We start from the raw sequence: 22,608 nt of genomic DNA on the forward strand, positions 1-22,608 counted from the left end.
ATTGCAGTGGGTCAGCTACAAATGTGCTGATGGATGCACCGCCATCGGGGGCAAGCCCCCTCCCACACTTGATCGCGCTCCAATCCGAAATTTGATGTAACCCCAAATAACAAGAATCCCCCGGGAGCCCGCTTATGTCGGTCGATCCGCAACACCTGCTTCACGAGCTGTTTGCCACAGCCATCGACGCCGCCCACCCCCGGCAAGTCCTTGAACCTTATCTGCCCGCCGACCGCAGTGGCCGTGTGATCGTGATCGGCGCCGGCAAGGCCGCCGCCGCCATGGCGCTGGTGGTGGAAAACTGCTGGCAAGGTGAAGTCAGCGGCCTGGTGGTCACCCGCTACGGCCACGGCGCGCCGTGCAAGAAAATCGAAGTGGTCGAAGCCGCGCACCCCGTGCCCGATGCCGCGGGCCTGGCCGTGGCCAAGCGTGTGCTGGAGCTGATCAGCAACCTCGGCGAAGACGACCGTGTGATCTTCCTGTTGTCCGGCGGTGGCTCTGCCCTGTTGGCGTTGCCGGCCGACGGCATCACCCTGGCCGACAAGCAGGCCATCAACAAAGCCCTGCTCAAATCCGGCGCCACCATTGGCGAGATGAATTGCGTGCGCAAGCACCTCTCGGCCATCAAGGGTGGGCGTCTGGCCAAGGCCGCATGGCCGGCCACGGTGTACACCTATGGGATTTCCGATGTGCCGGGCGACCAGGCCACGGTGATTGCCTCCGGCCCCACCGTGGGCGACCCGACCACCTCGCAGCAAGCCCTGGCGATCCTCAAACGCTACAACATCGACGCCCCCGCTGCGGTGCGCAGCTGGTTGCAAAACCCGGCCTCGGAAACCGTCAAGCCCGGCGACCCAGTGCTCGCCCGCAGCCACTTCCAACTGATCGCCCGCCCCCAGCAATCCCTCGAAGCGGTAGCGGTAAAAGTCCGCCAGGCCGGGTTCAGCCCGTTGATCCTCGGCGACCTGGAAGGCGAAGCGCGGGACGTGGCCAAGGTGCACGCCGGCATTGCTCGCCAAATCGTGCAACACGGCCAGCCCCTGGCGGCGCCGTGCGTGATCCTCTCCGGCGGTGAAACCACCGTCACCGTGCGCGGCGATGGCCGTGGCGGGCGCAACGCGGAATTCCTGCTGAGCCTCACCGACAGCCTCAAGGGTTTGCCCGGCGTGTACGCCCTGGCCGGTGACACCGATGGCATCGACGGCTCCGAAGACAATGCCGGCGCGATCATGACGCCGTGCAGTTATTCGCGCGCCGAAGCCCTTGGCCTGTCGGCCAGCGATGAACTGGATAACAACAACGGCTACGGCTATTTCGCCGCCCTCGACGGGTTGATCGTCACCGAGCCGACGCGCACCAACGTCAATGACTTCCGCGCCATTCTGATTCTTGGGAACCCCACACATGACGCCTGACAAGAAGGTCAAGATCCTCGCCACCCTGGGCCCGGCCACCCACGGTATTGATGACATCCGCGAGCTGGTGGAAGCCGGGGTGAACATCTTCCGGCTCAATTTCAGCCACGGTGACCATGCCGACCACGCCCAGCGCTTCCAGTGGATTCGCCAGGTCGAGCGCCAGCTGAATTACCCGCTGGGCATCCTGATGGACTTGCAAGGGCCAAAGCTGCGCGTCGGGCGCTTTGCCGAGGGCAAGGTGCAACTGGTGCGCGGCCAGGCCTTGCGCCTGGACCTGGATGAAACCCCCGGCGACCAACGCCGGGTCAACCTGCCCCACCCGGAAATCATCGCGGCGCTGGAACCCGGCATGGACCTGCTGCTGGACGACGGCAAGCTGCGCCTGCGGGTGATCACCAAGCACGCCGATGCCATCGACACCACCGTGCTCAATGGCGGCGAATTGTCGGACCGCAAAGGCGTGAACGTCCCACAAGCGCTGTTGGAACTGAGCCCCTTGACCGCCAAGGATCGGCGCGACTTGAGCTTCGGCCTGGAACTGGGCGTGGACTGGGTGGCGCTGTCGTTCGTACAGCGCCCGGAAGACATCCGCGAAGCCCGTGAGCTGATCGGCGACCGCGCATTTCTGATGGCCAAGATCGAGAAACCCTCGGCGGTGCAGCGCCTGCGGGAAATCGCCGAGCTGAGCGACGCGATCATGGTGGCCAGAGGCGACCTGGGCGTGGAAGTGCCAGCGGAGAGCGTGCCGCAGATCCAGAAAGACATCATCGCTACTTGTCGCCAACTGGGTAAGCCGGTGGTAGTGGCGACGCAGATGCTTGAGTCCATGCGCTTCTCGCCTGCGCCGACTCGCGCCGAAGTCACCGACGTGGCCAATGCCGTGGCCGAAGGGGCGGACGCGGTGATGCTGTCGGCCGAAACCGCCTCCGGCGACTATCCGTTGGAAGCCGTGTTGATGATGAGCAAGATCATTCGCCAAGTGGAAAACGGCCCGGATTACCAGACCCAGTTGGATGTCAGCCGGCCCAAGGCCGACGCCACGGTGTCGGACGCCATCAGCTGCGCGATCCGCCGTATCAGCAGCATCCTGCCGGTGGCGGTGCTAGTGAACTACAGCGAGTCGGGCGCCTCCAGCCTGCGTGCGGCGCGGGAACGGCCAGTGGCGCCGATCCTCAACCTGACCCCGAACCTGTCTGCCGCCAGGCGCTTGAGCGTGGCGTGGGGTGTGCACTCGGTGGTCAATGATCGGCTGCGCCAGGTGGATGAGGTGTGCTCGACGGCGCTGGAGATTGCACAGGCCCAGGGCATGGCGCAGCGCGGGGATACCTTGGTGATTACGGCGGGGGTGCCGTTCGGGCAGCCGGGGTCGACCAACTCGCTGCGTATCGAGACGTTGATTTAGCGTCTGTTAGGGCCTCATCGGGGGCAAGCCCCCTCCCACATTTTGACTGTGTTCACATAGGTAGATATGTGAACCCAATCCAGTGTGGGAGGGGGCTTGCCCCCGATTGGGGACACCTGGGTCCCACTGACTAACCAGCATGCACAACCCAACCTGCCCCGACTGGGCCGAAGCCCTGCTCAACGGTTTCAGCCAGATTTTCCTCCAGCGCCAGCCGCTGTGCGGCCTGCTGTGCCTGCTCGCCATTTTGATCGGCGCCCCCGCTTTGTTCGGCGGGGCGTTGCTGGGTGGCGTGGCGGGCTTGCTCACGGCCCAGCGCCGGGGCTATCCCAAGGCTGAGCGACAGGCCGGGCTGTACAGCTACAACGGTGTGTTGCTGGGCCTGCTGATCAGCCAGCATTTCCAATGGTCCGCGTTGTTGCCGCCGTTGATCCTGGCGTGCGGCGGCCTGGCGGCGATGTTGACGCGGCAATGGTTGAAACACGCAAGTCGCCCCAATGACTTGCCGGCCTATACCGCGCCATTTGTCGGGCTTGGATGGCTGTTACTGGGCACCGTTCCGGAAGGCACGTTTGCCCTGACTGAACCGGACACTCTTTCGGTGCTCATCGCGCCCTTTACCGGGCTCGCGCAAATCATGCTGCTGGACCAGCCCCTCGCGGGGGTGTTGATTGCGCTTGGGCTTTGGCTGGCCAGCAAGCGCGCCGCCCTATGGGCACTGACCGGCGCCAGCGTTGGCGTGCTGATCGCGCTGCTGTTGGGCGAATCCACCAGCGCCCTCCTCGGCCTGCACAGCTACAACCCCGCCCTGGCCGCGCTGGCCCTGAGCCCGTTGCGCCGTCAACCCTGGTTGCCACTGCTCGGTATCCTGTTGGCGATCATCCTCACACCGGGCTTTGCAGCGCTGCACCTGCCTGCACTGACCGCGCCGTTTATCCTCGCCTGCTGGCTGGTGCGCGCAGCCACTCGGATGCTTCAGAAACCCTCCATGGACAGCCCCTTCGAATCCCCCTAGGCTGGCTCGATATTCGATTCAGGCGAGATTTATGAACAGCAACAACGACTGGCGCCAGCGGCTCTACGTCATGATTTTCCAGAGTGACACCACCGCCGGGCGGCGATTTGATGGGATCCTGCTACTGATCATCCTCGCCAGCCTCGTGATCGTGATGCTCGACAGCATCGATCAGGTGCACCGCGACTACGCCGATGTACTGGCCTACATCGAGTGGGGCTTTACCCTTATTTTCCTGATCGAGTACGGGCTGCGCCTGTACTGCTCGCCCAAACCCTTGCGCTACGCCTTCAGTTTTTATGGGTTGGTGGATTTGCTGGCCATCGTCCCGGGCATCCTGGCCCTGTATTACAGCGATGCGCAGTACCTGTTGATCATCCGCATCATCCGCATGTTGCGGATTTTCCGCGTGCTCAAGCTCAGCCCTTATCTCAAGCAGGCCAACTACCTGATGGCCGCGCTGCGGGGCAGCAAGCAGAAGATCGTGGTGTTTCTGGTCAGCGTGTGCACTCTGGTGACGGTGTTCGGCACTTTGATGTATGTGATCGAAGGCCCGGAGCACGGCTTTACCAGTATTCCCAAGGGCATCTATTGGGCCATCGTCACCCTGACCACCGTGGGCTTTGGCGATATTGTGCCGAAGACCCCGCTGGGCCAGGTGATTTCGTCACTGGTGATGATCACCGGTTACTCGATCATCGCCGTACCCACCGGGATCTTCACCGCCGAATTGGCCAGCGCCATGCGCGGTGAACAGCTCAAGCATGACTGCCCGGTGTGCAAGAAAGACAGCCATGAACCCCAGGCTGCGTTCTGCTCGCGTTGTGGCAATAATCTTTTCCGTAAATTGGAATAAGCAAAGTGCGTTTTAATCTTTAAACGTCTATGCGCCGCCAGCTATAGTCGCTGGCATATTGCCCTCACTCAATAGATAACCTTCTCGAACAACAAGGAATGAGCAGTGAAAAAACTCGTTAGCGCCTCTCTCCTGGCCGCCGGCCTTGCCCTGGCGGGCGCCGTCCAGGCTGCCCCCGTCACACTGCTCAACGTCTCCTACGACGTGATGCGCGATTTCTACAAGGACTACAACGCCGCCTTCCAGAAGCACTGGGAAGCCGAGCACCCGAACGACAAGCTGACCCTGCAGATGTCCTTCGGCGGTTCCAGCAAACAAGCGCGCTCGGTCATCGACGGCCTGCCGGCTGACGTAATCACCATGAACATGGCCACCGACATCAACGCCCTGGTGGACAACGGCAAACTGGTGCCGGACAACTGGGTGACCCGCCTGCCGAACAACAGCGCGCCGTTCACCTCCGCCACCGTCTTCATCGTGCGCAAAGGCAACCCGAAAGCCCTGAAAGACTGGCCGGATTTGCTCAAGGATGGCGTGCAGGTGATCGTGCCCAACCCGAAAACCTCGGGTAACGGCCGCTACACCTACCTGTCGGCCTGGGGCTATGTGCTGAAAAACGGCGGCGACGAAAACAAGGCCAAAGCCTTCGTCGGCAAACTGTTCAAGCAAGCGCCAGTGCTGGACACCGGTGGCCGTGCCGCCACCACCACGTTCATGACCAACCAGATCGGCGACGTGCTAGTGACGTTTGAAAACGAAGCCGAAATGATCGCCCGTGAATTCGGCCGTGATCAGTTCGAAGTGATCTACCCAAGCGTGTCCGCCGAAGCCGAGCCGCCAGTATCGGTGGTCGACAAAGTGGTCGAGAAGAAAGGCACCCGCGTGGCCGCCGAAGATTACTTGAAGTACCTGTGGTCGCCGGAAGGCCAGGAAATTGCCGCCAACAACTACCTGCGTCCGCGGGATGCGAAGGTATTGGCCAAGTACACCGACCGCTTCCCGAAAGTCGACTTCCTGTCGGTGGAGAAGACCTTTGGTGACTGGCGTACCGTGCAGAAGACCCACTTCAATGATGGTGGGGTTTTCGACCAGATTTACTCCGGCCAATAACGCTGTAACTGGATACATGTAGTAAAAATGTGGGAGGGGGCTTGCCCCCGATAGCGGTGGCTCAGTCACTGATGTGTTGACTGACACATCGCTATCGGGGGCAAGCCCCCTCCCACATTTGGTTCTTTGTTTGAAGTTACATCGGCGGGGTTACGCCATCTTTGCCCGCTGAAATGGCCTGCGCCGTAATCGTTCCATCCGCGCCCTTCGCCGCAAACATCACCACCTTCACCCCCGGTTTCAGCAAGCTGCGATCCCCCGGCTCCAGGTTCACGATCGGCACATCCTCCGGCACGACGATCTTCTGCTCGCCGCCCTTGTACTTCACGGTCAGGGTGCGCCCGTTGCTCACCACCAGGTCGCCGACGGTGCCGTTGGTCATGCTGCTGCCTTCTTTCAAGTCGAATGCGCGATGCCCATCACCGGTGCCCGCCATGGCCGGTGGGAACACGTGCACTTCCAGCGCCGTGAGGGTGCCGTCGGCATTGGGCATGGCGGCGGAGCCGATGTAGCTGCCGGGCTTGATCTCGTCGATCCTGGCCAGGGTGACGGCGCGGACCTGGGTGTCTTTTGTCAGGTGTACGGTGACGTCTTCACCGCTGTTGACCTTGATCTGCAACGCATCCCCCTCGATGGCAGTGATGGCGCCACGCACGCCCACCCGCGGCGCATCGGCGGCGTGTGCCAGGCCCATGGCCATGGCGGCGGCAAGGGTAGAGGCCAGGAGCATCTTGTTCAGCGTGATCTTCATGACAGTGGATTTCCTGTTTCGGCAGTTGTGTCTGAATGTATCATCGCGGTTCGACCCAAAAGTTAACGATTCAGTCATTAATTTGCGGCATGAGTGTTATCACTGCCAGCGGCCTACTGCGCACCAGGCCAAGTCTTTACTCTCGCACGCCATCTTCCTTCGCATTTATGAGAACCCCATGAACGCTACCTCACACGCTACAACCACCATGACCCGCGGGATGGTGATGCTGTTTGCGTTCTGCTGCGGCGCCATCGTTGCCAACATTTACTATGCGCAGCCAATCATCGAGCTGATCGCCCCGGACATCGGCCTCACGCCGGCCATGGCCAGCCTGATCGTGTCGTTGACGCAAATCGGCTACGCGCTGGGGCTGTTCTTTCTGGTGCCTTTGGGGGACTTGCTGGAAAACCGCAAGCTGATGATCGCCACCACCGTGCTGGCCATCGCCAGCCTGCTCGGCGCCGGGTTTACCGAGCAGCCGAACCTGTTCCTGCTGGTGTCGTTGCTGATCGGTTTCAGTTCGGTGTCGGTGCAGATCCTGATCCCGCTGGCCGCGCACCTGGCGCCGGCCGAGTCGCGTGGCCGCGTGGTCGGCAGCATCATGGGCGGCCTGTTGTTGGGCATCCTGCTGGCGCGGCCGGTATCCAGCGTCGTGGCGGACCATTTCGGCTGGCGCGCGATGTTCATGGCCGCCGCGGCGCTGATGGCATTTATCAGCGTGGTCCTGCTGATCACCATCCCCAAACGCCAGCCCGACCATAGCGCCAGCTACGGCCAACTGCTGCGCTCACTGGGCACGTTGCTGCGCAACCAGCCAGTGCTACGTCAGCGGGCGTTCTACCAAGGTTGCATGTTCGCCACCTTCAGCCTGTTCTGGACCGCTGCCCCACTTGAACTGGCGCGTAACCATGGCCTGAGCCAAAGCGAGATCGCGTTGTTTGCCCTGGTCGGTGCGCTGGGCGCCATCGCCGCGCCCCTCGCCGGCCGCCTGGCGGATGCTGGCCACACGCACCGCGCTTCACTGCTCGCGATGCTGTTCGCCGCGTTGAGCTTCCTGCCGGCCTTCGTGCATCCGCTGTACAGCGTGATCGGCCTGGCCGTCACCGGCGTGGTACTGGACTTCTGTGTACAAATGAACATGGTACTCGGCCAACGCGCCATCTACGCCCTCGACGCCAATAGCCGCAGTCGCTTGAACGCGCTGTACATGACCAGCATCTTCATCGGCGGTGCGTTTGGTTCGGCGATTGCCAGCAGTGTGTACGAACACGGCGGCTGGCTGGGCGTAATGCTGGTGGGCAGTGCATTCCCGCTGGTGGCGTTGCTGCGCTTCCTGAGCGCGTCCCGTGAACCCTCGGTGGCAACGGCCTGATTGTCGTCAGGACCGCACCAACTTCTCCAGAGCCGCGTCCGCCAGAAATGACGAGCGGCTTTTCACCTTGTGCTCGCGCACATAGCGGTCGATACGCTGGATGACATAACCGGGCAAGGTCACATTGACCTTCTCGGTCTTGCCCAGATAGGGCGAGATGTCCAACTCCAACATCCCCCAGCCCATTCCTGCGTAGTCTTCATGGGCGTGATGATTGGCCACCGACGTTGGCATCGGAATCGGCCCACCCTCTGCGGCGATCTCTTGCAGCATGATGTGCGCGACTTCCACCGCGGCGTTGTACGCCTCTTCAAAACTGTCTCCGGCGGTGACAGCCCCTGGAATGTCGGGGATCTGGATGCCAGTGGCGGTAAAGTCATCGCCCCATTCGATACAGATTGGGTATTGCATGAGCGCTCTCCTTAAAAATCAAACAAGCCGGCAGGTTTCCTGATGCTTCTGACGGTGCCCAAGGGCAGGCCCTTTTTGGGATGAGGCACGGGAATGGTGTACGGGTTATAGCGATGGGTAAAAATATGATGACTGCCCGTAACCCGATCCAGCACCCAACCTGCCTCTTGCAGTTCCTTGATCAATACCCTGCTTTGCACCGCCGCCTCCTTGGCTTGGCCCGAATAAAAATAACTCTGGAGTTACCTTTACTCAAGCACAACTTTCTCCAAACTGACTGGCGGTTGTTTTGCCGCATATTGAAAAGTCCGCCCGCTTAAAGCGAGAAGCGGGTGACACCGACAGCCCTTCGCCCTAGGCTTGGGCGTCGAATCAACTTGGCCGTATCGAATAGGACCACCCGATGGATCGCCTCACCGCCATGGAAACCTTTGTCCACGTGGTCGAAACCGGCTCGTTTTCCGCTGCCGCCAAGCGCCTGGGCATCGGCCAGCCCGCCGTCTCCAAGAGCATCGCGCAGTTGGAGACGCGCCTGGCGGTACGGTTGGTGTTGCGCTCCACGCGGGGCCTGACGCCGACCGAAGCGGGACTGGCTTTTTTCGAGAAAGCCCGCCGCGCCATCGACGAAGCCAACGCAGCGGATGACGCCGCCCGAGGCGCGGGGGCCGGGCTCACCGGCAACTTGCGTATCAGCGCGGCGGTGACGTTCGCACGGATGCACATCATTCCTCACCTGGGCGCCTTCCTTGCGCAGTACCCCGAATTGAATGTGGACGTGGTGCTCGATGACCGCAGCCTCAACCTGGTGGAAGAAGGCATCGACGTCGCCCTGCGCATGGGCAACATGAACGATTCAAGCCTTACCGCACGCAAGATCGGCCAATCACCCTGCGTCATCCTGGGCACCCCCACCTACTTCGAACGCTTCGGCGAACCCGCCACCCCGGCAGATTTGCTGCAACATGAAGCGGTGATCTATACCCGTGGCGAAGGCGCGCACTGGACCTTCACACAAGGCGAGACCGAGTACCCACTGGTTGCCCACGGCCGCCTGCGCGTCACCGCGGCAGAGGGTGTGCGTGCCGGTGTCCTGAGCCATTTGGGGCTGACGTTGTCGTCCAGCTGGATGTTTGCGCCGGAACTGGCCAGCGGAGAAGTAAAGACCGTGCTCAACGACTGGAAACTGCCGGCACGGGATTTATGGGCCGTGTTTCCCACCGGCCGAATGGCGAGTGCCAAGGCGCGGGCGTTCGTGGACTACGTAGAGCAACTGTTGAATCGTTAGACGTTAAGGCAATGCAGCAAGCGCTCGACGGTATGTTCCAGCGGCCCGGAGTTGTCCAGCACGAATACGCCCGTGGCGTCATCGGCGATCAACTGCGCGGTGAACCGAGCATTCCGTGCCAAGCGCTCCTCAATATCTGCCAACGACTCCCGCCCACGTGCGATCAAGCGTTGGCGCAATACGGCCTGGTCAACCGTCAACAGCAGCACCAACGATGCCGGGTATCGCTCGCGGGTCTGCGCCAGGTGCGCGCGTGAGCCGTTGACCAGCACATCGTCTCCCGCCGCCAGCCAGGCGTCGATGTCCTTGGGGATGCCATAGGACAACCCATTCGCCTGCCAACTCAGGGCAAACGCGCCCTGAGCCTCCATCACGGCAAACTGCGCCGGGCTCACCCCTTGTGCCGCCTCGCCCACGGCTTCCGCCGAACGGGTGATGACCCGGCGCACGATACGGCAGCCGCGCTCGGCCAAGCGCGGGCGTGCGGCGTCCAGCAGGCTGTCCTTGCCGGAGCCTGAAGGCCCGATGAGATAGATCAACCTGCCTGCCATCATTGCGTCCTCTGTCTTGGCGATGATCAACGAGCCGGCGGGGCGGAATGCGATTGCGGCCAAGCTGATGAATATTTGACCTGTGTTAAGAGGTCGAAAGGACAAAAAATAACCTGTGGCGAGGGAGCTTGCTCCCGTTGGACTGCGTAGCAGTCCCAGTCTTTTAAAACAAAGAGCAGGGGCCGCTTCGCGGCCCAGCGGGAGCAAGCTCCCTCGCCACAGTGCTCACCCTTAACTGACTGGCATTAGACCCGAAGGTCGCCTTTTGTCATTGCGCGTATTTTTTGCTCAACCCCGGCGGCACGCCCTGCACGTTGGTGTCTTCCCACGGGCCATTCGGGCTGATGGAGCGGCTCCAGCCGTTGCTCCAGCGATAGTAGGTGCGCTGGCGGTAGAAGGTGTCGGGCTGGTCTTCCAGCACGTAGACCTTCATGGTCCCGTCCCAGTGGCTCGCCGCGCCCGGCGGCGGGGCGAAGGTCGGTGATGACGTCGGGACGGGCTTGGGTGGCGGGGTCACCGGGCCGGAGGGTTTGGTGCTGGGTTGGGTCGATGGGCCCGACGGCGGGATGGTCGGGCCGGTGGGTGCGGGAGGTGGCCGGTGGACCGCACAAGCGCTCAGGCCGAGTACCAGGCTGAGCAAGGTGATGCGTGCAAATGCGGTCATGGGCGTTTCCTCGAAATTACTGATCCGGACGGTCGATGGTCAGCTGCTGCAACGCAGTGGTGGTGCTGGCCAAGGGTTGGCTGCGGCCGATCCACTCGCCAGTGGTCGGCTGACCGGCCCGGGATATGCGCGCAACCAGTTGGACTTCGGGGAAGTTCGACAGTTTCAACTGCGGCATCATCGCGTCGGCATCGCCCAGTTCGACGGTCACCGGCAGTTCAGCCACGGTGACGCGCTTGGCTGCCAGCGGCGCCGGTGGGCCGGCGACGGCACGGGCGAAGATGAATACGCTGTCGGTAGGCAGGGATTTGGCCTTCACCTCGGCGGACAAATCCACGCGCACTTTCAGAACCGCCTTGGGCGCCTGGACGACGGTGCCGCCGCTTTCTTTCAGCTTTTCCGCGGCCCGATCAATGCCGCCTTGCAACGCAACACGGGAGTTGTCCTCTGGTGGCAATTGGGCCAGCAGGCGATTCCAGTAGTCGATGGCTTCCTGGTAACGCTGGCCTTCAAATGCAGCGATGCCGAGCAGGCCGAGGCTGGTGACTTCCTTGGGGTCGAGCTTCAACGCCTCGTCGGTCAACGCCTGGACCTTGGGCGACCATTGTTTATTGTCGGCAAAATACTGGGCCTGCGCCCACTGGCCGAGCAACTCGGGCTGGCGACCGGCCAGGGCCACCGTGCGTTCGAACACCTGGGCGGCATCGGCAGCACGGTCCTGGGCCATGTAGGCGCGCCCGAGGAAGTACAGGCCTTCGGCGGAGTCTGGCTGGGCGGCGGCGGCGCGTTCCAGGCGGTGAGTCATGTCTTCCATGGACACCGGTGGCCGGGCAAATTCGCGGGTCAGTTCAACCTTGTCGCTGGCGCCGAAATGCAGGTACAGGGCAACGCCCAATACGGGTACGAGGATCGCGGCAAACAACGGCAGCGGCTTGCCCAAACGCGATTCACGGGGCTTTTCCACACCCTCGGTGTCGGCGAGCAATTCGCGGGCGGCTTCGGCGCGACCGGTGTCGAGCTGGGCGGCGTTTAGCACGCCTTCATCCTGCTGCACTTGCAGCTCGGCGACGCGTTCCTGATACAGCGCCACGTTCAGCGCGGTACGGTCCTCTTCACGCTGGGCGCGGCGGCCGCGCAGGACAGGGATCAACAGGAAACTCAGGGCAATCAGAAGCAGCAAGCCGGCTGCGAGCCAGAAATCAATCATCAGTCTTGGTGTCCAGCAATTGGTCGAGGCGTTTACGCTCATCTAAGGACAGCGCGTCGGAACCATCGGCAGGCGCGGCGCGGCGACGGCGTACGATCACGGCCATCACCACCACACCGGCCAGCAACAGCCCAGCGGGGCCGAACCAGAGCAACGCGGTCTTGCCGGTGAGGGCCGGTTTGTAGCGCACGAAATCACCGTAGCGGTCGACCATGAAGTCGATGATCTGCTGGTTGTCCTTGCCCTCCCCCAGCATGCGGAAGATTTCCTTGCGTAGGTCGGCGGCGATGGGCGCGTTGGAGTCGGCGATGTCCTGGTTCTGGCATTTGGGGCAGCGCAGTTCCTTGGTCAAGTCGCGGAAACGCTCGCGCTCGGCGTCGTTGGCGAATTCATAGGTGTCGATGGCGGCGTGGGCCACGCCGGCCAAGCCCAAGGCCAATACCGCAGCGGCTAACAGACGCTTCATGGCTTGGCCTCATCGACCAGCGCCTGGTACTTGGCGGCCAGTTGCTCGCGCCACACCACTTCGTCGATCACACCGACGTACTTGTCGCGGATCACGCCCTTGGCGTCGATAAAGAAGGTTTCCGGGGCGCCGTACACGCCGAGGTTCAGGCCGAGGTTGCCGTCTTCATCGCGGATATCCAACTGGTACGGGTTGTGGAACTCGGCCAGCCATTTCAAGGCGGCGGCGTTGTCGTCCTTGTAGTTGATGCCGTAGATCACCACGCCTTTCTCGGCGAGCTTGTTCAACACCGGATGCTCGACGCGGCACGAGATGCACCAGGTGCCCCACACGTTGACCAGCGCCGGCTTGCCCAGCAGGTCGGCCTGGGTCAGGGTTTTATCGCCCTGTACGGTCGGCAGGCTGAACGCGGGGAACGGCTTGCCGATCATCGCCGAAGGCAGCTCCGCCGGGTCCAGGTACAAACCGCGATACAGGAAGACCGCCACCACCAGAAACGCCGCCAGCGGCAAGACCATCAACCAACGCTTCATACCGCCGCTCCTTGCAGGCCGAGGGCTTCACGCACCCGGCTCTTGACCTTGACCCGATACCGCCGATCCAGCGCCGCCAGCAAACCACCGAAACCGGTGAGCAAGCCGCCGAACCAGATCCAGCGCACAAACGGCTTCACATGCACACGCACCGCCCAGGCGCCGTCGCCCAGCGGTTCACCCAGCGCCACATACAGGTCGCGGGTGAAACCGGCGTCGATGCCGGCTTCGGTCATCATCGAACTCTGTACGGTGTACAGGCGTTTTTCCGGGTGCAGCACTGCCACTTCCTTGCCGTTGCGCACCACACGCACGGTGCCTTTGTCGGAAGTGAAGTTCGGGCCCTCGAAGTGTTTGGCACCTTCAAAGATGAAGTGGTAACCGGCCAGGTCCATGGACTCGCCCGGCGCCAAACGCAGGTCGCGCTCAGCGCTGTTCTGGCTGGACAACACCACGCCCAGGGCGCACACGGCGATGCCGATATGGGCGATCTGCATGCCCCAGTAGCTGCGGGTCAGGCTTGGTAGCCCTTTGATCAGGCCTTTGTGGCGGGTCTTGTCGAAGATATCCCGCACACCGGCCAGCAATACCCAGGCCGCCAGCAGGAAGGTCGCGAGCACCGCCCAGTTGAAGTCGCCGTAGGCGATACCGGCGATCACCGCCAGCGCCACGCTGCCCAGCAGCACAGGCATCAGCATGCCTGCCAGCCATTTCACCGGGGTGTCTTTCCAGCGCACCAGCACACCGACCGCCATCACCACCATCAACAAGCCCATCAGCGGAATGAACAACGCGTTGAAATACGGCGGGCCGACGGACAGCTTGGCGCCGCTCAGAGCGTCCAGCACCAACGGGTACAGGGTGCCGAGCAGAATCATCGACGCGGCCACCACCAGCACCAGGTTATTGCCCAGCAGCAGGGTTTCCCGCGACCACAGGTTGAAGCCGACCTGGCTCTTGACCACCGGGGCGCGCAGTGCAAACAACGTGAGTGAACCGCCGACCACAAACAGCAAGAAGATCAGGATGAACACACCGCGTTCCGGGTCGGACGCAAACGCGTGCACCGAGGTCAACACGCCCGACCGCACAAGGAAAGTGCCGAGCAGGCTGAGGGAAAACGCCGCGATAGCCAGCAACACGGTCCAGCTCTTGAACACGCCGCGTTTTTCGGTGACCGCCAGCGAGTGAATCAGCGCCGTGCCCACCAGCCAGGGCATGAACGAGGCGTTTTCCACCGGGTCCCAGAACCACCAGCCGCCCCAGCCGAGTTCGTAGTAGGCCCACCAGGAGCCGAGGGTGATACCGATACCGAGGAACGCCCAGGCAACGATGGTCCACGGCCGCGACCAGCGCGCCCATGCGGCGTCGAGGCGACCACCGAGCAGCGCGGCGATGGCAAAGGCGAAAGCCACGGAGAAACCGACGTAGCCCATGTAGAGCATCGGCGGGTGCACGATCAGGCCGATGTCTTGCAGCAACGGGTTGAGGTCATGCCCGTCCGCCGGAACCTGCGGCAAGATGCGGCTGAACGGGTTGGAGGTCATGATCAGGAACAGCAGGAAACCGATGCTGATCATGCCCATCACCGCCAGCACCCGCGCCAGCATTACTTGCGGCAGTTGGCGCGAGAACACCGACACGGCAAAGGTCCAGCCACCGAGGATCAACGCCCACAGCAGCAACGAGCCTTCGTGGGCGCCCCACACGGCGCTGAATTTGTAATACCAGGGCAAGGCGCTGTTGGAGTTATTGGCCACATAGGCGACGGAAAAATCGTCGGTCATAAAGGCATAGGTCAGGCAGCCGAAGGCGAAAACCAGAAACGCGAACTGCCCCCACGCGGCCGGCTGCGCCAGGCTCATCCACAAGCGATCACCCCGCCAGGCGCCCAGCAGCGGCACCACGGCTTGCACGATGGCAAAGCACAGCGCGAGGATCATCGCCAAGTGACCCAGTTCCGGAATAAACAGTGCAGACGTCATCACTTAGCCCTCCTTCGCTGGCTTTGGCGCGGACTGGCCGCTGTCCTTGAGCGCCTTGGTGACTTCCGGCGGCATGTATTTTTCATCGTGCTTGGCCAGCACTTCATCGGCCACCACCACGCCGTCGGCATTGAGTTTGCCCAAGGCGACGATGCCCTGGCCTTCGCGGAACAGGTCCGGGAGGATGCCGCGGTAGGTGATGGTCACGGCCTTGTTGAAGTCGGTGACCACGAAGGTCACGTCGAGGGAATCGCTGGAACGCTTCAGAGACCCCTTCTCCACCATGCCGCCGGCGCGGATGCGCGTGTCCAGCGGCGCTTCGCCGTTGGCGATCTGGGTCGGGGTATAGAACAGGTTGATGTTCTGCTGCAACGCGCTCAAGGCCAGGGCCACGGCAATGCCGACGCCGGCCAGGATGGCAAGGATGATCAACAGACGCTTTCTACGCAGCGGATTCACTTTTCGGTCTCCCGGCGCAGACGACGCGCCTCTTGTTGCAGGTAACGCTTGCGGGCCAGGATCGGCGCGGCGACGTTGAGGGCCAGCACCGCCAGGCAGATGCCATAGGCCGTCCAGACATACAGGCCATGGTGGCCCATGGCGAGAAAATCACTGAAAGAAGCAAAACTCATCCGCGCGCTCCCAGGCTGCTTTGCACTTCGGCCTTGACCCAGCTGGCGCGGGCTTCACGCTTGAGCACTTCAAGGCGCATACGCATCAACAATACGGCGCCGAAGAAGCAATAGAAGCCAAGCACCATCAGCAACAGCGGCGCCCACATTTCCACGGGCATCGCCGGTTTTTCGGTGAGGGTGAAGGTGGCGCCCTGGTGCAGGGTGTTCCACCACTCCACCGAGTATTTGATGATCGGGATGTTGATCACGCCCACAATCGCCAGCACCGCGCAGGCCTTGGCGGCGCTGTCACGATTGCTGATCGCATTGCCCAAGGCAATCAGGCCGAAGTACAGGAACAGCAGGATCAACATGGACGTCAGTCGCGCATCCCACACCCACCACGAGCCCCAGGTCGGTTTGCCCCAGATGGCTCCGGTGACCAGCGCCACGGCGGTCATCCACGCGCCGATGGGCGCGGCGCATTGCAGGGCCACGTCCGCCAGTTTCATCTTCCACACCAGGCCGACGATGCCGCACACGGCCAGCATCACGTAGCAGGACTGGGCCAGCATCGCGGCAGGCACGTGGATATAGATGATGCGAAAGCTGTTGCCTTGCTGGTAGTCCGGCGGTGCGAACGCCAGGCCCCAGACCAGGCCGATGCCGATCAGCAACACGGCGAAGAGGCTTAACCACGGCAGCAGCTTGCCACTGATGCCGTAGAACCATTTGGGCGAGCCGAGCTTGTGAAACCAGGTCCAGTTCATTGCTGTTTCCATCACGGTGGCTTTTCGTCGTTGCGAAAAGCTCAGGGTCTTTACTGGCTAATGCTTAGCCAGACCTCATTATTCGCCGACGCTGATCTTCAGGCCGGCCGCTATAGCAAAGGGTGTCAGGGTGACCGCCAACGCGGTCAGGCTACCCAGCCACAGCAGGTAACCGCTGGCCGGCATGCCCATGAGCGCGGCTTGCAGTGCACCGCTGCCCAGGATCAACACCGGGATATACAAAGGCAGAATCAGCAGGGCCAGCAACAGGCCGCCGCGCTTCAAGCCCACCGTCAGCGCCGCCCCCACTGCACCTAATAAACTGAGGGTTGGCGTGCCGAGCAGCAGGGATATAAGCAGCACTGGCAGGCACTCGGTGGGCAGGCCCAGCATCATCGCCAGCAGTGGCGAGAGCAAGACTAGCGCCAGTCCGGAAAAAGCCCAGTGTGCCAGCACCTTGGCCAGTACCAGTAGGGGCAGAGGGTGCGACGAAAGGACCCACTGTTCCAGGGAACCGTCTTCAAAATCACTGCGGAACAGCCCGTCCAGCGAGAGCAGCACCGATAAAAGCGCCGCTACCCACACCAATCCTGGGGACAAGGTTTGCAACAGTTTAGTCTCGGGGCCAACCGCCAACGGGAACAACGCAATCACGATGGCAAAGAACACCAGCGGGTTGGCCAATTCAGCCGGGCGACGGCACAACAGCCGCGCTTCGCGGGCGACCAGCAGGGCAAATACGCTCATGCCGACCACCGGCCCAGGTCGAGGTCACGGTAACCGGTGGGCATGCGTGTCATCGAGTGGTGAGTCGTCAGCACGACCAGGCCACCCTGCTCGCAGTGCTGGGCCAGGTGCTTCTCCAACTGGGCGACGCCTTGTTTATCGAGCGCGGTGAAGGGTTCGTCGAGAATCCACAGCGGCGGGCCCGGCAAGTACAAACGCGCCAGGGCCACGCGACGCTGCTGGCCGGCGGACAGGGTGTGGCAGGGAACGTCTTCAAAACCCTTGAGGCCGACGGCGGCGAGAGCCTGCCAGATCGCATCGCGGGACGCAGGATGATGCAAGGCGCTAAGCCAGCTGAGGTTTTCCTCGGCGGTGAGCACGTCCTTGATGCCGGCGGCGTGGCCGATCCAGATCAGGTTGCGGGCCAACTCCGTGCGTTGTTCGTTGAGAGGCTTGCCGTTGAGTCGAACCTCACCGGCGGTCGGCTGCATCAACCCGGCCAACAGGCGCAGCAAACTGGTCTTTCCACTGCCATTGGGCCCACTGATCTGCACCATATCGCCGCCCGCCAGCCGCAGTTCGAGGTGCTCGAACAGCAGGCGCAGGTCACGTTCACAGGCAAGCGCTACGGCTTCAAGAAGAGGGCTGGTCAAAAGATCGCGGGCCTTTACGGTTCAAGTCGGCGGTGCAGCGGCCGTTAAAGAGAGATGCACAATAACGGCTTTGGCGACCGGTTTTAGAGAGCTGGATCAACTAGTTGTGTGGTTTTTAGCGCTCTCTTTGCAGACGGGCGGCATTATACATGCGATGCCCTACTCTAAAGAGGGCAATTTCCCGCAATGCAGTGTTCAAGATCGTACGAACGACGGGGAAAGAAGTCGGCGGGCATACCACCTCAGTGGTGTTATTCACGCCGGCCTGAAAAAGCGTAGCAACCTGAGGCTACGCCCCATGATCAGACCATTGATGAGCCCCGCGCCCAGCGATGACCAAGCTATCACGTAGATTTGCTGAGCCAGCTCGGGATGGATCGCCACTTGATACCCGTTGTAGTAACGCCAGGCGAAAAACACCCAATAAACAACGAGCACTTTGACTGAGCCGTCAATCACCAAGCGCTCCCCCTCTCGCTTGACGGCGCCATATGAATACACGCGCCCGGCCAGGAACCCTCCCATCAACAAACCCAGTGTGTAGGCCGACACCGGAATGAGGATGCCTTGAGTGAATGTCAAAGACACCAAGGAGATGGCGATAAATATCATGGGCGTCAGTTTCAACGACCTTCTGGACTCGTAATTTTTGAAGCAGGCAACCAGGCCGTAATAGGTCACCATCAAAAAAACGGCATAAACCCAAACAGGTGTGCCACGGAGAATATCGAGCAATAGAACCTCGCAAAACTGCGTAGAGTTTCGTCAACAGATAATGATCAGTGACTTTCCGGCGCTCAGATATTAGTACGCTGCGCTATCGGGTCAATTGTGCATTACGCAGGACAAGTCCCTAATAGCTGTAGGCTCGATCAAGCTGGTGACAAATTGGTCGATACAGAACTACAACGGCGCTCGCGAGCGATTTCAGGGCGACGAATCAAATAGTCATGCGATGCCCTACTCTAAAGAGGGCAATTTCCTTCGAGACGATGGGCACAATGACCGGCGAGATCAACCTCCCTACGCTTCCACCCGCCCCGGCGACCGGGCCTGCCCCGCCGGCTGCGGGCGGTGAATTGCTGAAACTGCTGGAGCCGCAGATCGGCTTGATCGCACCAGGAAAAACCGCGAATGCCGAAGTCATCGCCCTGAAACAAGGCGGTGAAGCCTTTCAGCTACTGCTCAAGTTGACCCTCGACGGCGGTCGCCAGACCTTGGTGCAGGCCAGCAGCGCGCAGCCGTTGCCGCTGGGCAGCAATGTGGCGGTGAGCCAGACACCGGCGGGCAACCTGACCCTGACCTTGCAGCAAGCCTTGAGCGCCAATGTGGCCGCCCTCACCCGTATCGACACCACGCAGATACCGGTGGGCACGCTGCTGCAAGCCAAGGTATTGACCACCCAGATGCTGCCCCAGGGCACGGCGCAACCGGCGGTTTATCGTTCGCTGGTGACGGTGCTCAACAACGCCTTGGCGGGCGCGACCCTGACCGTGGAAAGCCCGCAGCCGCTTCGGGTCGGGAGTTTGCTCAGTGCCGTGGTGCAGAACGCACAGACCCTGAATTTTGTGCCGCTGAGTGGCCTCAAGGATCAGTTGGCGGTCACCCAGCAACTCGCCACCCAGCAAAGCCGCCAAGGTTCCCTGGACGCGGTGTTCACCGCCCTGCAAAACCTGCCACGCGGCGACAGCACCTCGGCCGACCTACGCGCCGCCGCCGACCGCTTGCTCGCCGCCCTGCCCGACCTGGCACAGGTCAGTAACCCCAAGATACTGGCGCAAGTGGTGCAGAACAGCGGGGCCTTTCTGGAAGCCAAACTGCTTGCCGGGCAGAATCCTGGGGTTCCACCGCTGGACATGAAAGGCGCGCTGCTGCGCCTGGTGGCTGATCTGCTGCCCGCCCTGCCCGCCAGCACCAATCTGAATGCGATCCTGGCCGCCAACACCCTGGCCCTAGTGATGCCGAACTTTGTGCGCAGCCCGCTCAACACCCTCGGCCAGGTCAGCGCCCGCCAGACACCGGCCGGCTTCCCGTTGCCCGAACGGCTGATGGCAAAACTGGAAGGCGAAGGCGACCTGGAAAACCTGCTGCGCCTCGCCGCCGGCGCCATCTCGCGCTTGCAGAGCCATCAACTGTCGAGCCTGGAACAGACCGGCACCACCGCCGACGGCCGCCTGCAAACCACCTGGCAATTGGAGATCCCGATGCGCACGCTGCAAGACATCGTGCCGCTACAGGTCAAGTTCCAGCGCGAAGAACCGGCGCCGGATAAAGACCAGCCCGAACGCAAGGAGCGCAAAGACCCCAAGCAGATGCTCTGGCGCGTCGAACTGGCTTTCGACATGGAGCCGCTGGGGCCGTTGCAGGTCCAGGCGCAATTGAACCAAGGCAAACTGTCCAGCCAGTTGTGGGCCAGCCGGCCGTTCACCGCCAGCCTCATCGAAAGCCACCTGGGCAACTTGCGTGAGCGCCTGGTGACCTCCGGCATCAATGTCGGCGACCTCGACTGCCACCTCGGCACCCCGCCACGCGGGCCGAAAACCGGACTGGAGCAACGCTGGGTGGATGAAACCGCATGAAGAACCCCACACCGCCACGCCAGGCGATTGCCCTCAAGTACGACGGCCAGCAAGCGCCCACATTGACCGCCAAGGGTGACGACGCCCTGGCCGAGGCGATCCTGAAATTGGCGCGGGAAAATGAAGTGCCGATCTATGAGAATGCCGAGTTGGTGAAGCTGCTGGCGCGCATGGAACTGGGCGATAGCATCCCGGAGGAGTTGTACCGCACGGTGGCGGAGATCATTGCGTTTGCCTGGACACTGAAGGGCAAATTCCCGGTGGGCTATGACCCGGATGCAGGGCCGGTGGAGCGGGACGTGACGGAGCGCGGCGAAGACTACTGAATGTACATAGAACCCATGTGGGAGGGGCGGTGCGACGACTCGACTTGCCCCCGATGAGGGAGTGTCAGATGAAACATCAGTGGCTGACACACCGCCATCGGGGGCAAGTCGAATCGTCGCACCGCCCCTCCCACATTTGGAATGGTGTTTAGTTAAAGACTTCACTCAGGGGAATGAAGTTGACTGTATCCCCCACTCCCAACGTCGTCCCCTCCAACACCTCCACAAACCCCTCCGCCCACGCCGCGCTGCGCAGCACGCCGGAGCTTTGGTTGCGGTAGATAATCGCCTTGCCCTGCTCGATGCGCCCCCGCAGGTATTCGCGACGATTGCCCGGCTTGGGCCATTCGAAGCCCACCGGCACTTCGAAGCGCAACGGTTCCACATCCGCCACACCCTGGCGGCGCAGCAGGTAAGGCCGCGCCAGCAACGCAAAGGTCACCAGCGTCGAGGCAGGGTTACCCGGCAGGCCGATCACCGGCACGCCGCGAAAATGCCCGAAGGTCAGCGGCTTGCCAGGCTTGATCGCCAGTTTCCACAGCGCCAGCTCGCCCTCTTCACGCAAGGCGATGCCGAGGAAGTCCGCTTCGCCCACCGACACACCGCCGGTGGACAGGATCAGGTCAACCGCGCTCAGGCCGGCCAATCGAGCACGGGTCTGTTCCAGGTCATCGGGCAGGATGCCGGCGTCGATCACTTCACAGCCCATGCGCGCCAGCCACGAACACAGCACACGGCGGTTGCTGTTGTAGATCTGGCCCGGGCCCAACGCCTGGCCTGGTTCGATCAGTTCGTCACCGGTGGACAGCACCGCCACACGCGGGCGACGTATCACGCTCAATTGAGCGTGGCCCAGGGACGCGGCAAGGCCCAGCTCGATCGGACCCAGCCGCGTACCGGCCGTGAGCACCAACTCGCCGACGGTGGTTTCCTGGCCTTGGGGGCGGATGTTCTGGTCGATCTGCAACGGCTCGGTGAAGCTCACGCGCTCATCGGCGTGGACCACGGCGTTTTCCTGCATTTCCACGCAGTCGGCGCCCTCGGGGACCGGCGCACCGGTGAAGATCCGGGCGCAAGTGCCGGCGGCCAACGGTTCGGGCGCAGCACCGGCAAAGATACGTTGGCTGACCACCAGCGGCTCACCGGTCCAGTCCGCCACACGCAAGGCGTAACCGTCCATGGCGCTGTTGGGCCAGGGCGGCAGGTCGAGGGTGGAGACCAGGTCTTGGGCGAGGACGCGGCCATCGCAATCCGCCAGCGCCAGGGTTTGCTGCTCTCGAATCGGCGCGGCGGCGGCCATGTCCAGCAACTGTTGCAACGCCTGCTCTACCGGAATCAGGACACCGGTCTTGCCGGGCTTACCCACGGGATTCACAAGGTTCGGCCTGCTTGAGGTGCGGCACGAAATTGCACGGGCGATGGCGGTTGTCCAACTGCTCGGCGAGGATGCCATCCCAACCGGTACGCACCGCGTTGGTGGAGCCTGGCAGGCAGCACACCAGCGTGCCGTTGGCCAGGCCGGCCAGCGCGCGGGACTGCACGGTTGAGGTGCCGATATCGGCCACGGAGATCTGGCGGAACAATTCGCCGAAGCCGTCAACCTGCTTGTCCAGCAGGCAGCTTACCGCTTCGGGGGTACTGTCACGGCCGGTGAAGCCGGTGCCGCCGGTGATCAGCACCACTTGCACCACGTCTTCGGCGATCCAGTGGGCGACCTGGGCGCGGATTTTGTAGAGGTCGTCCTTGAGCAATACGCGCTCGGCGAGGTTGTGGCCGGCGGCGGTGAGACGGTCGACGAACACTTGTCCCGAGGTGTCGGTGTCCAAGGTGCGGGTGTCGCTGACGGTCAATACAGCGATATTCAGGGGTACGAAGGGCGCATCAGCCTTGGCTTTCATGGCACGGTCCGGT

General features: G+C 62.3%; 26 protein-coding genes. 9 read left to right on the top strand and 17 right to left on the bottom strand.

The genetic code is table 11. From position 1 onward, the window contains the following. Positions 1–134: 134 nt before the first annotated feature. The 5 genes from DYL61_RS04695 (at position 135) to DYL61_RS04715 (ending at position 5,801) form a co-directional block, all read left to right on the top strand. Entirely contained in the window at positions 135–1,415 is a 1,281-nt protein-coding gene (locus tag DYL61_RS04695) for a glycerate kinase type-2 family protein (protein ID WP_135307397.1), read from the top strand. Further along, the gene (gene pyk, locus DYL61_RS04700) at positions 1,405–2,820 is read left to right on the top strand and encodes a pyruvate kinase (protein ID WP_135307398.1); all 1,416 of its coding nucleotides are present in this window, start codon (positions 1,405–1,407) and stop codon (positions 2,818–2,820) included. The genes DYL61_RS04695 and pyk overlap by 11 nt, the downstream gene beginning before the upstream one ends. Before the next feature lie 139 nt (positions 2,821–2,959). Then, on the top strand, positions 2,960–3,835 hold the full coding sequence (locus DYL61_RS04705; RefSeq protein ID WP_135307399.1) for an urea transporter: 876 nt from the start codon (positions 2,960–2,962) through the stop codon (positions 3,833–3,835). Positions 3,836–3,866: 31 nt separating this feature from the next. Next, positions 3,867–4,691 carry an ion transporter gene (locus DYL61_RS04710; RefSeq protein WP_135307400.1) on the top strand — a complete coding sequence of 275 codons (825 nt, stop codon included), beginning with the start codon at positions 3,867–3,869 and terminating at the stop codon, positions 4,689–4,691. A 105-nt stretch (positions 4,692–4,796) separates the two neighbouring features. Next, positions 4,797–5,801: a sulfate ABC transporter substrate-binding protein gene (locus DYL61_RS04715; RefSeq protein ID WP_105699187.1), complete on the top strand. Its 1,005-nt coding sequence runs from the start codon at positions 4,797–4,799 to the stop codon at positions 5,799–5,801. A 136-nt stretch (positions 5,802–5,937) separates the two neighbouring features. Here DYL61_RS04715 and DYL61_RS04720 read toward each other — a convergent pair whose 3' ends face one another. Then, the gene (locus DYL61_RS04720; protein ID WP_135307401.1) at positions 5,938–6,552 is read right to left on the bottom strand and encodes a DUF5666 domain-containing protein; all 615 of its coding nucleotides are present in this window, start codon (positions 6,550–6,552) and stop codon (positions 5,938–5,940) included. Between the two features lie 178 nt (positions 6,553–6,730). Between DYL61_RS04720 and DYL61_RS04725 the strand changes: the two genes are divergently transcribed. Next, the gene (locus tag DYL61_RS04725; protein ID WP_135307402.1) at positions 6,731–7,927 is read left to right on the top strand and encodes an MFS transporter; all 1,197 of its coding nucleotides are present in this window, start codon (positions 6,731–6,733) and stop codon (positions 7,925–7,927) included. A 6-nt stretch (positions 7,928–7,933) separates the two neighbouring features. On the opposite strand, the gene DYL61_RS04730 is transcribed toward DYL61_RS04725, so the two are convergent. Both DYL61_RS04730 and DYL61_RS04735 read right to left on the bottom strand, forming a co-directional pair. Then, the gene (locus DYL61_RS04730; RefSeq protein ID WP_016978509.1) at positions 7,934–8,338 is read right to left on the bottom strand and encodes a type II toxin-antitoxin system HicB family antitoxin; all 405 of its coding nucleotides are present in this window, start codon (positions 8,336–8,338) and stop codon (positions 7,934–7,936) included. Between the two features lie 11 nt (positions 8,339–8,349). Then, on the bottom strand, positions 8,350–8,538 hold the full coding sequence (locus DYL61_RS04735) for a type II toxin-antitoxin system HicA family toxin (protein ID WP_135307403.1): 189 nt from the start codon (positions 8,536–8,538) through the stop codon (positions 8,350–8,352). A gap of 203 nt (positions 8,539–8,741) precedes the next feature. On the opposite strand from DYL61_RS04735, the gene DYL61_RS04740 reads away from it, so the two are divergent. After that, positions 8,742–9,623: a LysR family transcriptional regulator gene (locus DYL61_RS04740; protein ID WP_135307404.1), complete on the top strand. Its 882-nt coding sequence runs from the start codon at positions 8,742–8,744 to the stop codon at positions 9,621–9,623. Here the strand turns inward: DYL61_RS04740 and phnN are convergent. The 12 genes from phnN to DYL61_RS04800 all read right to left on the bottom strand — a co-directional run bounded on the left by phnN (position 9,620) and on the right by DYL61_RS04800 (position 18,527). After that, on the bottom strand, positions 9,620–10,174 hold the full coding sequence (gene phnN, locus DYL61_RS04745; protein WP_135307405.1) for a phosphonate metabolism protein/1,5-bisphosphokinase (PRPP-forming) PhnN: 555 nt from the start codon (positions 10,172–10,174) through the stop codon (positions 9,620–9,622). The genes DYL61_RS04740 and phnN overlap by 4 nt on opposite strands. 268 nt (positions 10,175–10,442) lie before the next feature. Then, entirely contained in the window at positions 10,443–10,838 is a 396-nt protein-coding gene (locus tag DYL61_RS04750; RefSeq protein WP_135307406.1) for a hypothetical protein, read from the bottom strand. A 16-nt stretch (positions 10,839–10,854) separates the two neighbouring features. Continuing rightward, positions 10,855–12,045: a c-type cytochrome biogenesis protein CcmI gene (gene ccmI, locus DYL61_RS04755; protein WP_135307407.1), complete on the bottom strand. Its 1,191-nt coding sequence runs from the start codon at positions 12,043–12,045 to the stop codon at positions 10,855–10,857. Beyond that, on the bottom strand, positions 12,038–12,511 hold the full coding sequence (locus DYL61_RS04760) for a cytochrome c-type biogenesis protein (protein WP_135307408.1): 474 nt from the start codon (positions 12,509–12,511) through the stop codon (positions 12,038–12,040). The genes ccmI and DYL61_RS04760 overlap by 8 nt, the downstream gene beginning before the upstream one ends. Further along, positions 12,508–13,044: a DsbE family thiol:disulfide interchange protein gene (locus tag DYL61_RS04765; RefSeq protein ID WP_008434782.1), complete on the bottom strand. Its 537-nt coding sequence runs from the start codon at positions 13,042–13,044 to the stop codon at positions 12,508–12,510. The genes DYL61_RS04760 and DYL61_RS04765 overlap by 4 nt, the downstream gene beginning before the upstream one ends. Continuing rightward, positions 13,041–15,029 carry a heme lyase CcmF/NrfE family subunit gene (locus tag DYL61_RS04770; RefSeq protein WP_135307409.1) on the bottom strand — a complete coding sequence of 663 codons (1,989 nt, stop codon included), beginning with the start codon at positions 15,027–15,029 and terminating at the stop codon, positions 13,041–13,043. The genes DYL61_RS04765 and DYL61_RS04770 overlap by 4 nt, the downstream gene beginning before the upstream one ends. 3 nt (positions 15,030–15,032) lie before the next feature. Continuing rightward, the gene (gene ccmE, locus DYL61_RS04775) at positions 15,033–15,488 is read right to left on the bottom strand and encodes a cytochrome c maturation protein CcmE (RefSeq protein ID WP_135307410.1); all 456 of its coding nucleotides are present in this window, start codon (positions 15,486–15,488) and stop codon (positions 15,033–15,035) included. After that, positions 15,485–15,661, bottom strand: a complete 177-nt coding sequence (gene ccmD / locus DYL61_RS04780) for a heme exporter protein CcmD (protein ID WP_003172771.1) — start codon at positions 15,659–15,661, stop codon at positions 15,485–15,487. The genes ccmE and ccmD overlap by 4 nt, the downstream gene beginning before the upstream one ends. Then, a complete protein-coding gene (locus tag DYL61_RS04785; RefSeq protein WP_135307411.1) occupies positions 15,658–16,413 on the bottom strand; it encodes a heme ABC transporter permease in 756 nt (251 codons plus the stop codon). The genes ccmD and DYL61_RS04785 overlap by 4 nt, the downstream gene beginning before the upstream one ends. A gap of 78 nt (positions 16,414–16,491) precedes the next feature. Next, the gene (gene ccmB, locus DYL61_RS04790; protein WP_135307412.1) at positions 16,492–17,160 is read right to left on the bottom strand and encodes a heme exporter protein CcmB; all 669 of its coding nucleotides are present in this window, start codon (positions 17,158–17,160) and stop codon (positions 16,492–16,494) included. Continuing rightward, positions 17,157–17,792 carry a cytochrome c biogenesis heme-transporting ATPase CcmA gene (gene ccmA / locus DYL61_RS04795; RefSeq protein ID WP_135307413.1) on the bottom strand — a complete coding sequence of 212 codons (636 nt, stop codon included), beginning with the start codon at positions 17,790–17,792 and terminating at the stop codon, positions 17,157–17,159. Before ccmA ends, ccmB begins: the two co-directional genes overlap by 4 nt. Positions 17,793–18,047: 255 nt before the next feature. Continuing rightward, positions 18,048–18,527 (bottom strand): hypothetical protein, encoded by a 480-nt coding sequence (locus DYL61_RS04800; protein ID WP_135307414.1) that lies wholly within the window; start codon positions 18,525–18,527, stop codon positions 18,048–18,050. A 266-nt stretch (positions 18,528–18,793) separates the two neighbouring features. Between DYL61_RS04800 and fliK the strand changes: the two genes are divergently transcribed. Together fliK and DYL61_RS04810 are read left to right on the top strand one after the other, a co-directional pair. Continuing rightward, positions 18,794–20,371: a flagellar hook-length control protein FliK gene (gene fliK, locus DYL61_RS04805; protein ID WP_135307415.1), complete on the top strand. Its 1,578-nt coding sequence runs from the start codon at positions 18,794–18,796 to the stop codon at positions 20,369–20,371. Continuing rightward, positions 20,368–20,697 carry an EscU/YscU/HrcU family type III secretion system export apparatus switch protein gene (locus tag DYL61_RS04810; protein WP_135307416.1) on the top strand — a complete coding sequence of 110 codons (330 nt, stop codon included), beginning with the start codon at positions 20,368–20,370 and terminating at the stop codon, positions 20,695–20,697. Before fliK ends, DYL61_RS04810 begins: the two co-directional genes overlap by 4 nt. A gap of 148 nt (positions 20,698–20,845) precedes the next feature. Here the strand turns inward: DYL61_RS04810 and DYL61_RS04815 are convergent, their stop codons facing one another. Together DYL61_RS04815 and moaB are read right to left on the bottom strand one after the other, a co-directional pair. After that, complete coding sequence (locus DYL61_RS04815) at positions 20,846–22,072, bottom strand: molybdopterin molybdotransferase MoeA (RefSeq protein WP_135307417.1); 1,227 nt, start codon at positions 22,070–22,072, stop codon at positions 20,846–20,848. Then, a complete protein-coding gene (gene moaB / locus DYL61_RS04820) occupies positions 22,056–22,595 on the bottom strand; it encodes a molybdenum cofactor biosynthesis protein B (protein WP_056857153.1) in 540 nt (179 codons plus the stop codon). Before moaB ends, DYL61_RS04815 begins: the two co-directional genes overlap by 17 nt. Between the last annotated feature and the right edge of the window lie 13 nt (positions 22,596–22,608).

Origin of the sequence: Pseudomonas nabeulensis (assembly GCF_004682045.1) — a bacterium.
Lineage (GTDB): Bacteria > Pseudomonadota > Gammaproteobacteria > Pseudomonadales > Pseudomonadaceae > Aquipseudomonas > Aquipseudomonas nabeulensis.

Bases quoted from the DNA above. Each gene is read 5' to 3' on its own strand.
- DYL61_RS04695 (WP_135307397.1), top strand. From the start codon at position 135: ATGTCGGTCGATCCGCAACACCTGCTTCACGAGCTGTTTGCCACAGCC.
- pyk (WP_135307398.1), top strand. From the start codon at position 1,405: ATGACGCCTGACAAGAAGGTCAAGATCCTCGCCACCCTGGGCCCGGCC.
- DYL61_RS04705 (WP_135307399.1), top strand. From the start codon at position 2,960: ATGCACAACCCAACCTGCCCCGACTGGGCCGAAGCCCTGCTCAACGGT.
- DYL61_RS04710 (WP_135307400.1), top strand. From the start codon at position 3,867: ATGAACAGCAACAACGACTGGCGCCAGCGGCTCTACGTCATGATTTTC.
- DYL61_RS04720 (WP_135307401.1), bottom strand. From the start codon at position 6,552: ATGAAGATCACGCTGAACAAGATGCTCCTGGCCTCTACCCTTGCCGCC.
- DYL61_RS04725 (WP_135307402.1), top strand. From the start codon at position 6,731: ATGAACGCTACCTCACACGCTACAACCACCATGACCCGCGGGATGGTG.
- DYL61_RS04730 (WP_016978509.1), bottom strand. From the start codon at position 8,338: ATGCAATACCCAATCTGTATCGAATGGGGCGATGACTTTACCGCCACT.
- DYL61_RS04740 (WP_135307404.1), top strand. From the start codon at position 8,742: ATGGATCGCCTCACCGCCATGGAAACCTTTGTCCACGTGGTCGAAACC.
- phnN (WP_135307405.1), bottom strand. From the start codon at position 10,174: ATGGCAGGCAGGTTGATCTATCTCATCGGGCCTTCAGGCTCCGGCAAG.
- DYL61_RS04750 (WP_135307406.1), bottom strand. From the start codon at position 10,838: ATGACCGCATTTGCACGCATCACCTTGCTCAGCCTGGTACTCGGCCTG.
- ccmI (WP_135307407.1), bottom strand. From the start codon at position 12,045: ATGATTGATTTCTGGCTCGCAGCCGGCTTGCTGCTTCTGATTGCCCTG.
- DYL61_RS04760 (WP_135307408.1), bottom strand. From the start codon at position 12,511: ATGAAGCGTCTGTTAGCCGCTGCGGTATTGGCCTTGGGCTTGGCCGGC.
- DYL61_RS04765 (WP_008434782.1), bottom strand. From the start codon at position 13,044: ATGAAGCGTTGGTTGATGGTCTTGCCGCTGGCGGCGTTTCTGGTGGTG.
- DYL61_RS04770 (WP_135307409.1), bottom strand. From the start codon at position 15,029: ATGACGTCTGCACTGTTTATTCCGGAACTGGGTCACTTGGCGATGATC.
- ccmD (WP_003172771.1), bottom strand. From the start codon at position 15,661: ATGAGTTTTGCTTCTTTCAGTGATTTTCTCGCCATGGGCCACCATGGC.
- DYL61_RS04785 (WP_135307411.1), bottom strand. From the start codon at position 16,413: ATGAACTGGACCTGGTTTCACAAGCTCGGCTCGCCCAAATGGTTCTAC.
- ccmB (WP_135307412.1), bottom strand. From the start codon at position 17,160: ATGAGCGTATTTGCCCTGCTGGTCGCCCGCGAAGCGCGGCTGTTGTGC.
- fliK (WP_135307415.1), top strand. From the start codon at position 18,794: ATGACCGGCGAGATCAACCTCCCTACGCTTCCACCCGCCCCGGCGACC.
- DYL61_RS04810 (WP_135307416.1), top strand. From the start codon at position 20,368: ATGAAGAACCCCACACCGCCACGCCAGGCGATTGCCCTCAAGTACGAC.
- moaB (WP_056857153.1), bottom strand. From the start codon at position 22,595: ATGAAAGCCAAGGCTGATGCGCCCTTCGTACCCCTGAATATCGCTGTA.